Annotated in this window: 16 protein-coding genes; 14 read left to right on the top strand and 2 right to left on the bottom strand. The window is 31.0% G+C overall.

Going from position 1 to position 13,803, the window contains the following annotated elements:
- Positions 1–5: 5 nt before the first annotated feature.
- From MPAN_RS02865 to MPAN_RS02915, 11 genes are all read left to right on the top strand, one after another.
- A complete protein-coding gene (locus tag MPAN_RS02865; protein ID WP_176238510.1) occupies positions 6–497 on the top strand; it encodes a shikimate kinase in 492 nt (163 codons plus the stop codon).
- Complete coding sequence (locus MPAN_RS02870; protein WP_176238511.1) at positions 494–925, top strand: type II 3-dehydroquinate dehydratase; 432 nt, start codon at positions 494–496, stop codon at positions 923–925. Before MPAN_RS02865 ends, MPAN_RS02870 begins: the two co-directional genes overlap by 4 nt.
- Positions 926–985: 60 nt before the next feature.
- Positions 986–1,549 (top strand): elongation factor P, encoded by a 564-nt coding sequence (gene efp / locus MPAN_RS02875; protein WP_176238512.1) that lies wholly within the window; start codon positions 986–988, stop codon positions 1,547–1,549.
- A gap of 173 nt (positions 1,550–1,722) precedes the next feature.
- Positions 1,723–2,457 (top strand): pseudouridine synthase, encoded by a 735-nt coding sequence (locus MPAN_RS02880; RefSeq protein ID WP_176238513.1) that lies wholly within the window; start codon positions 1,723–1,725, stop codon positions 2,455–2,457.
- A 60-nt stretch (positions 2,458–2,517) separates the two neighbouring features.
- Positions 2,518–3,186 carry a (d)CMP kinase gene (gene cmk / locus MPAN_RS02885; RefSeq protein ID WP_176238514.1) on the top strand — a complete coding sequence of 223 codons (669 nt, stop codon included), beginning with the start codon at positions 2,518–2,520 and terminating at the stop codon, positions 3,184–3,186.
- On the top strand, positions 3,176–4,576 hold the full coding sequence (locus MPAN_RS02890) for a S1 RNA-binding domain-containing protein (protein ID WP_176238515.1): 1,401 nt from the start codon (positions 3,176–3,178) through the stop codon (positions 4,574–4,576). The genes cmk and MPAN_RS02890 overlap by 11 nt, the downstream gene beginning before the upstream one ends.
- A gap of 8 nt (positions 4,577–4,584) precedes the next feature.
- Positions 4,585–5,889 (top strand): ribosome biogenesis GTPase Der, encoded by a 1,305-nt coding sequence (gene der, locus MPAN_RS02895; protein ID WP_176238516.1) that lies wholly within the window; start codon positions 4,585–4,587, stop codon positions 5,887–5,889.
- Position 5,890: 1 nt separating this feature from the next.
- Positions 5,891–6,886 (top strand): NAD(P)H-dependent glycerol-3-phosphate dehydrogenase, encoded by a 996-nt coding sequence (locus MPAN_RS02900; protein WP_176238517.1) that lies wholly within the window; start codon positions 5,891–5,893, stop codon positions 6,884–6,886.
- A gap of 105 nt (positions 6,887–6,991) precedes the next feature.
- Positions 6,992–7,267, top strand: coding sequence for an HU family DNA-binding protein (locus tag MPAN_RS02905; RefSeq protein ID WP_176238518.1), 276 nt, complete (start codon positions 6,992–6,994; stop codon positions 7,265–7,267).
- Between the two features lie 254 nt (positions 7,268–7,521).
- A complete protein-coding gene (locus MPAN_RS02910; protein WP_176238519.1) occupies positions 7,522–8,475 on the top strand; it encodes an ankyrin repeat domain-containing protein in 954 nt (317 codons plus the stop codon).
- Positions 8,476–8,582: 107 nt separating this feature from the next.
- Positions 8,583–8,942: a DUF4190 domain-containing protein gene (locus MPAN_RS02915; protein ID WP_176238520.1), complete on the top strand. Its 360-nt coding sequence runs from the start codon at positions 8,583–8,585 to the stop codon at positions 8,940–8,942.
- Positions 8,943–8,982: 40 nt separating this feature from the next.
- Here MPAN_RS02915 and MPAN_RS02920 read toward each other — a convergent pair whose 3' ends face one another.
- Entirely contained in the window at positions 8,983–9,756 is a 774-nt protein-coding gene (locus MPAN_RS02920) for a DeoR/GlpR family DNA-binding transcription regulator (protein ID WP_176238521.1), read from the bottom strand.
- A gap of 14 nt (positions 9,757–9,770) precedes the next feature.
- Positions 9,771–10,544, bottom strand: coding sequence for a hypothetical protein (locus MPAN_RS02925; RefSeq protein WP_176238522.1), 774 nt, complete (start codon positions 10,542–10,544; stop codon positions 9,771–9,773).
- Between the two features lie 216 nt (positions 10,545–10,760).
- On the opposite strand from MPAN_RS02925, the gene ulaG reads away from it, so the two are divergent.
- From ulaG to MPAN_RS02940, 3 genes are read left to right on the top strand one after another with little or no spacing between them, the layout of a single operon-like run.
- Entirely contained in the window at positions 10,761–11,822 is a 1,062-nt protein-coding gene (gene ulaG / locus MPAN_RS02930; RefSeq protein WP_176238523.1) for an L-ascorbate 6-phosphate lactonase, read from the top strand.
- A gap of 8 nt (positions 11,823–11,830) precedes the next feature.
- Positions 11,831–12,286 carry a PTS sugar transporter subunit IIA gene (locus MPAN_RS02935; protein ID WP_176238524.1) on the top strand — a complete coding sequence of 152 codons (456 nt, stop codon included), beginning with the start codon at positions 11,831–11,833 and terminating at the stop codon, positions 12,284–12,286.
- A 15-nt stretch (positions 12,287–12,301) separates the two neighbouring features.
- Positions 12,302–13,771, top strand: a complete 1,470-nt coding sequence (locus tag MPAN_RS02940) for a PTS ascorbate transporter subunit IIC (protein ID WP_176238525.1) — start codon at positions 12,302–12,304, stop codon at positions 13,769–13,771.
- The last annotated feature ends 32 nt before the right edge of the window (positions 13,772–13,803 follow it).

Genomic DNA, 13,803 nt, shown 5'->3' on the forward strand with positions numbered 1-13,803 from the left:
AACTTATGAATATATATATTATTGGAATGCCTGGATCGGGTAAAACAACTATAGCTAAGCAATTAGCGAAAAATCTAAATTACACATATATAGATTTAGATGCTATGATTGAAAAAGATTCACTGATGTTTATTGAAGAGATATTTGAAAAATATGGCGAAAAGAAATTTAGAGAACTTGAAACCAATGCTTTAAAAGAAATCAATTGTGATCAAGCTATTATTTCTTGTGGCGGTGGTGTTGTAACAGTTAAAAATAATAAAGAGCTTATGAAAGGGCTAAAACTATATCTTGATACTGATATCACTGTGATTAAAAAAAGACTAGAATCAGATTATCAAAGACCTTTATTAAAGCAAACAACTCTAGAGCAACTTTACGATGATCGCTTTTTGAAATACCAAGATTTTGCAGATGCAATCATCAATAATAATTATGATATTGATCAAACTGTTAAAGTCATTGAAAATTATTTAAAAAATGAGGAATACAAATGAACATTTTAGTCATACATGGACCAAATCTTAATATGCTTGGCAAAAGAGATGAAAAACTTTATGGTACTTTTAGCTTAGATGATCTTTATGGTGAAGTTAGTGATTACTTTGAAAATCATGAATTTTCTTTTTTTCAAAGCAATCATGAAGGTGAACTCATTGATGTGATTCAACATGCAGAAGAAGAGAATTATGATGCACTATTAATCAACCCTGGTGCATACACGCATACATCAATAGCAATTCGTGATGCATTAGAACTTATTAGCATACCAAAGGTGGAAGTTCATTTATCAAATATCGATCAAAGAGAAGATTTTAGAAAGACTGATTACATCAAAGATGTTTGTCATGAACGCTTTATGGGCAAGAAAATTGATAGTTATATTGAAGCCATTAAATTTATCGAAAATTTAGTGTTGTCTTAATAATATTTTTCATGTATAATATAAACGGCAAAAAAACCGTTATTAAAGAGGAGACTTACCATGATTAGTACAAGTGATTTTAAAACAGGATTAACAATATTATATGATGGCAATATATATCAAATCATAGAATTCATGCATGTAAAACCAGGAAAAGGTAGTGCTTTTGTAAGAACTAAATTAAGAAATTTAAGAAGTGGTGCAGTTATAGATAACACATTTAACGCAGGCGTTAAAATGGATAAAGCTCAAATTGATCGTGTTCAAATGCAATATATCTACGCAAATGGAGATATGCATGTATTTATGAACACTGAAACTTATGAGCAAATAGAAATTCCAGAAGCTCAAATTGAAAATGAATTAAAATTCATTTACGAAGGTATGAATGTTGACGTAAACTTTTATGACAGTAAAGAAATATTAGGTGTATCTCTACCTGATAAAGTTGTACTTACAATAGTAGAAACAGTACCTGGCGTTAAAGGTGATACAAAAACAAATGCTTCAAAAGATGCGATTATGCAAACAGGATTATTAGTTAAAGTACCGATGTTCATTGAAGAAGGCGAAAAAATAATCGTTTCAACTCAAGATGGATCATATTATTCTAGAGATAAATAAAACTATATTTGATCAATAGATACAAAATTAATAATATGAAAAAAGTGGTTAATAACAAAATCAGTTATTAACTTTTCTTTTTTTATTTCTTTAAAAGAAGACTCATAAAGAAAATATAAAAATCATTTCATTATTGAAGTCATTCTATGCTATAATATAACAGGTGATAAATGTTGGAAAGATTACAAAAAATACTCGCGCAAGCTAATGTTGCTTCTAGAAGAAAATCTGAAGAATACATTGTAAAAGGCAGAGTTAAAGTCAATGGCCAAGTGATTAAAGAACTTGGTTTCAAAGTAAATAAATCAGACTTGATAGAAGTAGATGGCAAACCAATAAAATTGGCTGAACATCTTTATTTTTTGTTAAATAAACCAACAGGTTATTTATCAACGGCTTCAGATGAAAAGAACAGACGTACCGTTATGGACTTGTTAATGGAGGAACATAAAGATGTTCGTCTATATCCTGTAGGTCGTCTAGACTATGATACAGCAGGGTTGTTATTGATTACAAATGATGGAGATTTCACACAACATCTAACACATCCAACGTATCATATTGAAAAAGAATATTTAGTTAGAGTTACTGGTATTTTGGTTAGAAAAAAAATCGTTGAACTTAGAAATGGTGTTACCATAGATATGGATTATTTTGCTAAACCAAAAGCAGTAAGACTCATTGAGCTTAATAAAGAGCATCAATCAACACTGATTTCTATCACTTTAATTGAAGGTAAAAACAAGCAAGTAAGAAAAATGATTGAAGCTATTGGCTTTAAAGTAAAAAATCTTACACGTGTTCGTTATGATTTTTTAACACTTGATGGAGTAGAACGCGGCAAGTATAGACCATTAAAGATTCATGAAATCAAGCTATTACATGCGCATAGTATCGCAAAAAGATAGCAAAAACGCTATCCAATGCCTTAAAAATGTGTTATAATTAAATATGTATGGAGGAAGTATATGTCTGGATTTAAATTGGCTATCGATGGACCGGCAGGATCAGGCAAAAGCACAATAAGTGCACTTATCGCTAAAAAATTAAATTGGACACACATCGACACTGGTGCGATGTATCGGGCTGTAACATTAAAAGCTCTAGAACTTAAGGTCGATTTAAATGATGAATCTTCTTATCGTTTTTTAGAGACCACTAATATCCATTACGATTTTGACCGCATATTTATTGACGATAGAGACGTTACTCAGGCGATTCGTTCTGAAGGCGTAACAAATAATGTGTCACTAGTTTCAAGTTTCCCATATGTAAGAAGAAAACTTGTAGATCTTCAAAAACAAGCTGCAAATTATGGCAATATTGTTATGGACGGTAGAGATATCGGTACAGTCGTATTACCTGATGCAAATGTAAAAGTCTTTTTAACTGCAAACGTTGAAGAACGTGCAAAAAGAAGATATAAAGAAAATATAAAAAAAGGTAAAGATCAACACATATCAAAAGTTATTGAAGATATTGTGGTTCGAGATCAAAAAGATTCAACTCGAAAAGAATCACCTTTAAGAAAAGCTGATGATGCAATCATCATGGACACAACTTACTTAACCATTGATGAAGTGGTTGAAAAAATAATAGAATTAACCGACAAAAAGGAGAATAAACATGGAGTTTAATATGCTAAAGGTAGGCCAAATTGTAGAAGGTACTGTCGTAAAAATTGAACACAATACAATTTATTTAGATGTACAATATACTACTGAAGGAAAAATACATCTAGACAATTACGATAAACCAGCACCAGATACATTCATTGGTTTAATCAAAGATGGACAAAAAATTAAAGCGAAAGTTCAAAAAATCACTGATGAACCATCACAAATTCTCTTATCTAGACTACCTCTTTTAATTGAAGAAAAATTTGATCAAATTGCTGCTTTAGCTGAATCAGGTGAAACTGTAAAGGCTAAGGTAAGAAAAATATTAGATAAAGGTTTAATTTTGAATTACTTAAGTAATGAAGTATTTCTTCCTTATAGTTTATTAGACTATGATCTACTAAAAGATAAAGAAGCCCTTCAAGGAAAGACTTTAGAAATTCAAATTATTGAGGCAACTAGAAAAGGAAGATCTAAACGTATTGTAGGATCTAGAAAGATTGTATTCGAAAGAGAAAGACAAGAAGCTTACGAATTACGCTTAAAAGATCGTCAATCAGAATTAGAAACCATTAATACTGGTGATGTGATCAAAGGTATCGTTGACAAAATTGAAAAACATGCTGCAACAGTTCGCTTTGAACATGTTGTTGGTTTATTACGCATCTCTCAAGTTAGTCATCATCGTATTGAAAAAATCGAAGATGTTTTAGAATTAAATCAAGAAGTAGAAGTTAAAGTTATTAAAAAAGAAGGAAATCGTCTAGATTTATCTATGAAAGCTCTAGAAGATACACCTTATGAAAAATTCTATCAAGAACATAAAGTTGGAGATTCAGTTACCGGTACAGTTTTTCAAAAACTTCCATTCGGTATTATCGTAGAAGTTAGTAAAGATGTTCGTGGATTATTACATAAAAACGAATTTTCTTGGAATCCAAATGATAATTTTGAAAGTTTTGTAAAAATTGGTGATGAAATTACACTTGCAATCGTACAAATGGATCCTAAAAAAGAACGTATTGCATTATCTAAAAAATCATTAGAAGATAACCCTTGGAAAAATTTCACGAAAAAACGTGGTGATGTTGTACAAGCAGTTGTAACAAGTGTTACTAAAGATGGTCTTGAAGTAGAAGTTCAAGGTGCTAAAGGTTTTATTCATGTATCAGAACTATCTAACGAAAGAATTGGTAAACCAGAAGATTATTTTGCAATTGGTGATGAAGTGAAAGCTTTAATCGTTGAAGCAAAAAGAGATCAATGGGAATTAAAATTATCAATTAGACGTGTTTTAGAAAAAGCAGAACGTGCATCATATGAACAATATTTAGAAGAAGGTCAAGAAGCAGAAACAACCACTATTGGTGATTTATTTGCGGATGATTTCAAGAAAAAGAAAAAGTAGGTCTTATAATGCCTTTTAAAGTAGCAATCGTAGGCCGTCCGAATGTAGGTAAATCAAGTCTGTTTAATCGTTTAGTTGGAGAACGACTATCGATAACAGATGATATGCCTGGTGTAACGCGTGATCGTATTTATGCCAAAGCGGAATGGTTAACAAAAAACTTTAGAGTAATAGATACAGGCGGCATCGACATCGGCGATGCTCCTTTTTTAAATCAAATCAAAGCTCAAGCGCAAGTTGCGATGGATGAGGCTGATGTGATTGTTTTTGTTGTTGATGGGAAAGTTGGATTATCTGATAGTGATTATTATATTGCAAAATTACTTTATAAATCAGAAACACCAGTTATTCTAGCAGTTAATAAAATAGATGATATCAATCAAGTCAACAACATTTATGAATTCTATGCACTAGGTTTATCAGAGCCAATTGCTACATCTGCACAACATGGTATTGGTATTGGTGATTTATTAGATAGAATCGTATCTTACATGAAGGAAGATGACATTGAGTATGACGAAGATGCCATCCGTTTTTGCGTTGTCGGAAGACCAAATGTCGGTAAATCATCATTAACTAATGTTATTCTAGGAGAAGAGCGAGTGATCGTTTCAGAAATTTCAGGGACAACTAGAGATGCAATCGATACCCAATTTAAAAAAGATCGTAAAGAATACGTAGTTATTGATACAGCAGGTATAAAAAAACGCGGAAAAGTTTACGAAAATACAGATAAATATAGCGTTTTAAGAGCTCTTAGTGCATTGGAGAGAAGTGATGTTGCACTTTTAGTTCTAGACGGTGAGGAAGGTATTATCGAGCAAGACAAGCATGTTGCTGGATATATTGCTGAGTACTATAAAGCAGTTGTGATCGTTGTTAATAAATGGGATGCTGTTTTAAAAGATGAAAAGACCATGAGAAAGATGGAAAAAAAGGTTAAAGAAGAATTTAAGTTTTTAGATTATGCAGAAATTGTATTTGTATCAGCTAAAGATAATAATCGTATACAAACAATTTTTCCAGCAATTAATCATGCATATGACAATTTCCAAAAACAAATTCAAACATCTGTTTTAAATGATTTAATGCATGATGCAGTTGCAATGAATCCAACACCAATATTCAATCATGGTAAAGCTCAGTTTAATTACGCAACTCAAGTTGCGATTAAACCACCGACATTTATCATGTTTGTAAATAACCCAGATTTCGTACATTTTTCTTATACAAGATATCTACATAACCAACTTAGAGAAGCGATTGATTTTACAGGGACTCCTATAAAATTAATTTTAAGAAAGAAGGCTTAATATGCATATATCTATTATTGGAGGAGGCGCTTGGGGTACTACTTTAGGACAAGTGCTAGTTGATAATGGACATCAAGTTCTTATTTATGACGTTAAACAAGAAAATATAGATAAAATTAATCAAAAAAAGCATCCTTTTTTTGATACAATCCTACCAGATGAAGTGGTTGCAACAAATTCATTTGATGAAGCAATCAACTTTTCAACATATTACATATTATCAGTTCCAACAAAAGCAATCAGAAGTGTTTTGAAACAAATGAACGAAAAGATCTCAAAACCCTCTGTTTTTATTAATGTTTCTAAGGGAATTGAACCTCATAGTTTAAAAAGAGTAAGTGAAATCGTAGAAGAAGAAATAGATCATGAAAAATTAGCTGGGTTTGTAGCACTTACAGGTCCATCTCATGCAGAAGAAGTTATATTAAGACATTTAACATTATTAGTTGCAGCTAGCACTAATAATGAATTAGCAATTGATATACAGCATGTATTTTCGAATGAACAATATTTAAGAGTATATACATCTAATGATTTAATCGGATCTGAAGTTGGTGGTGCAGTCAAAAATGCAATTGCTGTTATTTCTGGTACATGTACCGGTTTGGGTCTAGGAGAAAACGCAAGAGCTGCAGTTATTACAAGAGGTATCGTTGAAATTGTAAGAGTTGTAGAACTTATGGGTGGAAATAAAGAGACTGCTTTTGGCCTAACGGGCATAGGAGATCTAATTGTTACTGCATCTTCAGAGCATTCAAGAAATTTTCAAGCTGGTAAGAAGCTTGGATTGGGTCAATCGCTAGATCAGATATATGCTGAGCAAAAACAGACAATTGAAGGTATTAGAACAATAGAGGCAATGCACGACTTATCTATCAAATATCATGTGGATTTACCTATGATTAACATTGCTTTTGACATCATTTTCAATGGACTACCAGTAAAAGAAGGATTGCAAAAATTATTGAGTAGAGACCTGAAATCAGAGGATTTTTGATGAAAATGCTTTATAAAGCCGATAAATCTACCGAAATATTCAAAAATATTTGCAAAAGTGCAAGTAATTTGATAAAATAAAGGTAAATTTGAAGGAGGTAATTAAATGAATAAAACTGAATTAATTGCAGTTATTGCAAACAGAGCTGACGTAACTCAAAAAGTTGCTGAGGGAGTATTAAGAGCTTTCACTGATACAGTATCTGAAACACTAGGTAGAAGAGGCGAAAAAGTCGTTGTTACTGGTTTTGGAACATTTGAAGTTAGAGACCGTGCACAAAGAGTTGGTAAGAACCCACGTACAGGTGAATTAATTACTGTTCCTGCACAAAAATCACCAGCATTTAGAGCAGGTAAATTATTAAAAGAAGCAGTTAAATAAAATATAAAAAATGTCTATCGGATGGATAGGCATTTTTTTTATATATAAAGCAGGAATTAAGACAAAAGAAGTATTTCTTATGAATAAAGACATAAAAAATGAAAAATTTTATATTTTTATAAAACTAGTCATTAAAGCCAAATCCTTGAATATTATATGATTTTGAGTATTACTTATCAAATCTGATTATCATAAAATCTTAACACTTTTTTTTATTTTAGGTTAAAATAAGGATATAAGGTGGTGATTTTCCCATGAATGTCTTCATAAAAGCGACTCAAAATGATTTGGATTATGTTAAATTAAATATGACCCATTTAGAGATGGTTGATGAAAAGAAAAAGAGCTTACTTCATTATGCAGTAACAGGCAGTGCAATTGATGTTATACAGTATCTTTTAAGTTTAGATATTAATGTTAATATGACAGATCAACACGGTGAAACACCAATATTTGATTGTGCTAGAAAAGGTAAGGTGCAAATTGCTAAATTGCTCATTTCTAAGTTCGCAAATATTAATGTTGAAAATAGAGTTGGTGAACTTCCAATTCATTTAGCAGCATTTAAAGGTAACTTAGATATGATTAAATTACTTGTACAATCTGGAGCATACTTAAATAAAGCAACTAGTGAAGATAAATATCCAGTCCATTATGCCATTGGTGGTGGACAACATGAAGTTATAGATTATATCTTAAAACAAAGCAAACAAAACTATTATTTAAAAGATACATATGGAGATACACTTCTTCATCATGCAACTAAAACTAATAATGTAATGATGATTGATGCATTACTTAATCAAAATTTGAATCCAAATGCTTTAAATGATCAATTTGAAACACCAATATTTAATGCAGTTAGATTTGGTTCAGTTGAAACACTTAGATTGTTACTTGCTAGTGATGCATATCTAGACATTAAAAACAGAAGATATGAGTCTCCTGTTGATACTGCACTTATATATGATAAAAAAGAAATACTAGATTATTTAAGTGATTATATGATGTCTCCAAAATATGAACGTTTAAAAGAAAAACAAGCTCTTTCAATTGCAGTTTTAAATAGAGATCATACAAATCTTAGAAAGCTTATTGAAAGAAGAGTTCCAATGAAGAAAGATAGACTTAATAAAACAGCACTAGATTATGCAAAAGAGTATCATTTAAATGTCTTTATTGGGTTGTTAAAAGAAGTTGAAATTTAAAACTGATTATTATAAATGAAATGGTGCTTAAGGCACCATTTTTTTTTTGCATTTATGATTAAATATGCTACAATAGAGCTATAAATAACCCTTGGGAGGATTAAAACATGTATTGTAAAATGTGTGGTAGAGAAATGGATGATGACGCAAAATTCTGCCCATCATGTGGTGAACCTGTTGAAGATGATATGTTTGAAACAGAAGAATCATCAGAAACAAAAAAATCTAGAGACTATAATCTAGAAACGCTACTTGGTGTATTAGCAATTGTATTTAGTTTGATGAATTATTTAGGCGTTTTCTTTGTTCATTTAATCGGTATTGCACTGGGATCGATTGTGTTGAATTTAGTGAATAGAGATAAAAAAGAAAAGAAGATATTTTCACAAATAGGATATGTAACCGGAATTATTGGATTATTATTAGGAATAGTTGCAATTGTTATTGGAATTTCAACTCAATTTTAAAAAATAAGATCTCCCCACTATGGTGGGCAGATCTTTTATTTTAATCTAGTGGTACTTTTAAAACTTTTAATCCAGTTTTTCTAAGTTTCTCTATTTCATCATCATTAGCATCAGTATCAGTAATTAAATAATCAAGATCTTCAATTGATCCAGATAAGAAACTATGTGTTTTACCAACTTTATTCGTATCAGCTAGAACTACTTTTAATCCGGTAGTGTTTTTTAACATAATTTCATTGATTGCAACTTCTTGTAAAACAGCAGTTGTAAATCCACCATCGCTAGAGATACCACTACAGCCTAAGAAACATTTGGTTGCCTTAACTCGATTTAAATTATTGATCGCAAAATCACCAACGAGTGACTCTTTAGGCATTCTTAGTTCTCCGCCTGTTAAGACGATAAATAGACCTTCATTATTTTTAGTAAATATAGCTTTACCATTATTTGTAATGATCGTAACTTGTCGTGCTTTTATATATTCAGTCATTAATAATGCTGTTGAACTTGTGTTGATAAATACAGTATCTCCGTCTTCAACAAATCTAGAAGCAGCTTTAGCAATTGCATGTTTGTTTACGGTAAGAGAAGATGAAAATATATTTGTTGTAAAATTAACTTTAGAAATTGATGCACCACCATGATATCTCTCGATTAAATTCTTTTTTTCAAAGTATTCTAAATCTCGTCTAATGGTGATTGCAGAAGTTTCTAGTTTTCTTGAAAGTTCATCTACAGTAACATTTGTTCTGTATTCTATTATTTTTAAGACTCTATCGCGTCTTTTTTCAATATCTGCTCTACTACTTTTCATTTAGATACCCCGTTTTAAGCGTAATTTGCAACATGATATAAGTTTTCAGATATATCCTTTGCTTGAGTTAAGAAAGTGATTTCTTTTTGTTCATTTCCTTTTAATTGATTAAATTTAGCTTGACTGACATAATAATATGTTTTTTCTCTTAGATTTAAGAGATCTTCATTAATTGCTTTTAGATTTTGTTCAGCTTTTGTTAGATTTTTCTTATAGATATAATAATCAGCAGCAATTAAATTGAAAGAGTAAACTGCTTTTGCAGTTTTTCTTTTTTTTGTCTTCACTGTATATGCTTCAGTGATCAGTCTAAAATATTTGGTAGCAACTTCAAATTTATTGTCATGAAGTGATATATAAAACTTATTGTAGTTATATATAAGTCTTAAAGAAGAACTTGTTTGAAAAACAGGATTTTCTATATGTTCATCTAGCTTTTTAAAATCACCTTGATCCATATACATCAAAGAATAAAATACTAAATTAGTATTTCTATAACCTTTGATAACATCAAGCTTTGTAATTTTCTTAATATATTGTTCAGCAAGTTTAGGATCACAGTCAACAACAAGTGCTCTTGTTGCTTGTCTGTAGATAAATCTTAAGACCTCAGATAATAAAAAGAAGAATGAAAAGAATGATAAGAATACAATAGATAAAATGATATTGGTTAAACTATCTTGACTACTGATGAACTGGACTCCTATAATAACAAAAACTACAAAAAAAACAAACATCATAATTAAGCGCATTTTTTCGCCTAAAACTAATCTTCTTAACGTAAACATAGCATACCTCGCAATTTTTAGATTGATTTTATTCAAGTATAACAAATAAATTTTCAAAAGTAAACGTTTACAGTGACAAATGTTCATAAAATGACATTATGTGATTAAAAAATCAACAAATATTCATAAATATGATTGTTTCATTGTTTTTATGAACACATAAAGTTATAATTAAAATGAAAAATATCATAAAAACAATATAAGGAGTTGATATGGATGTCAAAAATTGATGAAATTACGAAAGACTCATGGCTACGAGCTACTTTTCCAGAGTGGGGTACTTGGCTTAACGAAGAGATTGAAGATGAAGTCGTTAAACCTAATACTGTAGCATTATGGTGGATTGGATGTATGGGCTTTTGGATTAAAACAGAAAAAAGCACAAATATCGCAGTAGATTTATGGTTTGGAAACGGGAAGAGAACAACCCGTAACAAATATATGGTTAAAGGTCATCAAATGGCAAACATGAGTGGTGGTAGATTAGTTCAACCAAATAGACGTAATCAACCATTTGTTCTTGATCCATTTGAAGTTAAACAATTAGATGCAGTCGTTGCAACTCATATTCACTCAGATCATATGGATATAAACTTTGCAGCAGCAGTCTTAAAGAATGTTAAAGAACCTATTCCTTTTATAGGTCCAAAAGAATCTGTTGAAAAATGGATTGGTTGGGGTGTTCCAAAAGAAAGATGTATTATTGTTAAACCTGGAGACACTGTAAAAGTAAAAGATGTTGAAATCTTAGCTTTAGATTCATTTGACAGAACAGTATTAGTAACACAAGATAGTTATGCACCTTTAGCTGGTACTATTCCTAATATGGATGAAAAAGCAGTGAATTACTTATTTAAGACTAGTGGTGGAAATATTTATGATGCTGCTGACTCTCATTATTCAATTAGCTTTGGAGATCATGGTAAAAAGCATAAGATTGATGTTGCATTTGGAGCTTATGGAGAAAATCCAGTTGGTATAGCTGATAAACAAACATCAGTTGATCTACTTAGAATGGCTGAAGCATTAAATACTAAAGTTGTTATTCCACTTCATTACGATATCTGGACAAACTTCATGGCAGATACAAATGAAATCTTAGCTTTATATGATATGAGAAAATATCGCTTGCAATATAAATTCGAACCATTTATTTGGGAAGTTGGCGGAAAATATGTATTCCCTAACGATTTAGGTAAACGTGAATTCCATCATAGACGTGGATTTGAAGATGCATTTGAAAACGAACAAAACATTCCATTTAAATCATTACTATAGGAGGGTTTATGTTACTAGATAAGATTATTAAAAAGAATCATTACTTATTTTTAGATAAAGTTGATTCATGGGAAGAATCCATTCGTATGAGCTGTAAGCCATTAGAAAATGATGGAACAGTTGAAGCATCATATGCTGAACTTATCATTGAATGTGTAACTAAATTTGGACCATACATTGTATTACTTCCAAATTTTGCGATGCCACATTCAACAGAAAACGCAAAAGGTGTTCATGATACAGCAATTAGTTTTATGAAATTAGAAGAACCTGTTTCCTTTGAAGCAGGAAATCCTGAAAAAGACGCTAAAGTATTTTTTACATTAGCATCTGTCAATAAGGATCAACATGTCGAAAATATGGAAGAACTATTTGATATGTTGACAAATGAAGAATTATTAGAAGAACTACTTACAGTAAAAACGGTAGAAGATTTAAAATATCTTGCCGAAAAATACAAATAAAAAGGAGAAAAACACATGTTACAGTTTTTAGAAACAATTTGGGAATTTTTCGCTAATAACATTTTGACACAACCTCAATATTTTATTGGGTTAATGGTTGTTATCGGTTATATTCTCTTAAGAAGAGCATGGTATGATGTTCTAGCTGGATTTATTAAAGCAACAGCTGGTTTCATGATCTTGCAAGTTGGTGCTGGTGGATTAGTTGGTAACTTTAGACCGATTTTAGTTGGACTTAAAGACCGTTTTAATCTTGATGCTATGGTTATTGACCCTTATTTTGGTCAAAATGCAGTGCAAGCTGGTTTAATGGACGTATTTGGTCGTACATTCTCATCAGTAATGTTACTATTATTAATTGCATTTATTTTTAACATCTTATTAGTTGCATTCAAGAAATACACTAAAATGCGTGCGATCTTTACAACAGGTCACGTACAATTACAACAAGCTGCAACAGCATTCTGGTTAATTCTATTTGCTTTCCCAACACTTAATGATCCAATGATTTTATTACTTATGGGTCTAATCTTAGGACTTTATTGGGCAGTTGGTACAAACCTTACAGTTAGAATTACTCAGGATTTAACAGATGGTGCTGGTTTCTCTATTGCCCATCAACAAATGTTTGGTCTTGCATTGTTTTCTTATTTAGCAGAAAAAATGAATACAGGTAAAAACAAGTCTAAGAGACTTGAAGATATGAAATTCCCTGGATTCTTACAAATCTTTAATGAAAACTTAGTTGCTACTACTATACTAATGACATTCTTCTTTGGTATAATACTATTAGTGCTAGGTAAACCTTATCTAATTACTGCAGGTCAAATGACTGAATCAAGTTCATTCTTCTTCTACATTATGACTACAGCATTAAGATTTGGCGTTTATCTTTCAATTCTTCAATTAGGCGTTCGTACATTTGTTACTGAATTATCTAATTCATTTGTAGGTATTTCTACAAGATTATTACCTGGTGCTGTACCTGGTGTTGACTGTGCAGTTTCTTATGGTTTTGGTTCTCCAAACGCAGTTACTTTAGGTTTCTTATTTGGTGCTTTAGGACAATTCTTAGCAATTGGCGCATTAATTATATTTAAGAGCCCTGTATTAGTTATCGCAGGATTCGTTCCAGTATTCTTTGATAATGCAACAATCGCAGTATTTGCTAATAACAAAGGTGGCGTTAGAGCAGCTATGTTATTCCCATTTATAGCAGGTTTAGTTCAAGTATTCGGTTCAGCATTTATTGCTAGCTGGGTTGGTATGGCTACTTATGGTGGTTACCTAGGTATGTTTGACTGGGCAACAGTATGGCCATTCTTCACAGTATTAATGAAATATTTAAGCTATGGTGGTGTTGCAATAATTGTTATATTAATGGTGTTAATTCCACAATTACAATATCGTTCAGACAAAGACAATTATTTCTTAGTTACTGAAGATTATGAACAATATAAATTAAACAAAGGTATTCAAGCATAATTTTAAAATAATATTTAAAAAGGAGTAGAAAT

It is taken from the genome of Mariniplasma anaerobium (assembly GCF_016865445.1).
Classification (GTDB): Bacteria; Bacillota_I; Bacilli_A; order Acholeplasmatales; family Acholeplasmataceae; genus Mariniplasma; species Mariniplasma anaerobium.

Bases quoted from the DNA above. Each gene is read 5' to 3' on its own strand.
- MPAN_RS02865 (WP_176238510.1), top strand. From the start codon at position 6: ATGAATATATATATTATTGGAATGCCTGGATCGGGTAAAACAACTATA.
- MPAN_RS02870 (WP_176238511.1), top strand. From the start codon at position 494: ATGAACATTTTAGTCATACATGGACCAAATCTTAATATGCTTGGCAAA.
- efp (WP_176238512.1), top strand. From the start codon at position 986: ATGATTAGTACAAGTGATTTTAAAACAGGATTAACAATATTATATGAT.
- cmk (WP_176238514.1), top strand. From the start codon at position 2,518: ATGTCTGGATTTAAATTGGCTATCGATGGACCGGCAGGATCAGGCAAA.
- MPAN_RS02890 (WP_176238515.1), top strand. From the start codon at position 3,176: ATGGAGTTTAATATGCTAAAGGTAGGCCAAATTGTAGAAGGTACTGTC.
- der (WP_176238516.1), top strand. From the start codon at position 4,585: ATGCCTTTTAAAGTAGCAATCGTAGGCCGTCCGAATGTAGGTAAATCA.
- MPAN_RS02900 (WP_176238517.1), top strand. From the start codon at position 5,891: ATGCATATATCTATTATTGGAGGAGGCGCTTGGGGTACTACTTTAGGA.
- MPAN_RS02905 (WP_176238518.1), top strand. From the start codon at position 6,992: ATGAATAAAACTGAATTAATTGCAGTTATTGCAAACAGAGCTGACGTA.
- MPAN_RS02910 (WP_176238519.1), top strand. From the start codon at position 7,522: ATGAATGTCTTCATAAAAGCGACTCAAAATGATTTGGATTATGTTAAA.
- MPAN_RS02915 (WP_176238520.1), top strand. From the start codon at position 8,583: ATGTATTGTAAAATGTGTGGTAGAGAAATGGATGATGACGCAAAATTC.
- MPAN_RS02920 (WP_176238521.1), bottom strand. From the start codon at position 9,756: ATGAAAAGTAGTAGAGCAGATATTGAAAAAAGACGCGATAGAGTCTTA.
- MPAN_RS02925 (WP_176238522.1), bottom strand. From the start codon at position 10,544: ATGTTTACGTTAAGAAGATTAGTTTTAGGCGAAAAAATGCGCTTAATT.
- ulaG (WP_176238523.1), top strand. From the start codon at position 10,761: ATGTCAAAAATTGATGAAATTACGAAAGACTCATGGCTACGAGCTACT.
- MPAN_RS02935 (WP_176238524.1), top strand. From the start codon at position 11,831: ATGTTACTAGATAAGATTATTAAAAAGAATCATTACTTATTTTTAGAT.
- MPAN_RS02940 (WP_176238525.1), top strand. From the start codon at position 12,302: ATGTTACAGTTTTTAGAAACAATTTGGGAATTTTTCGCTAATAACATT.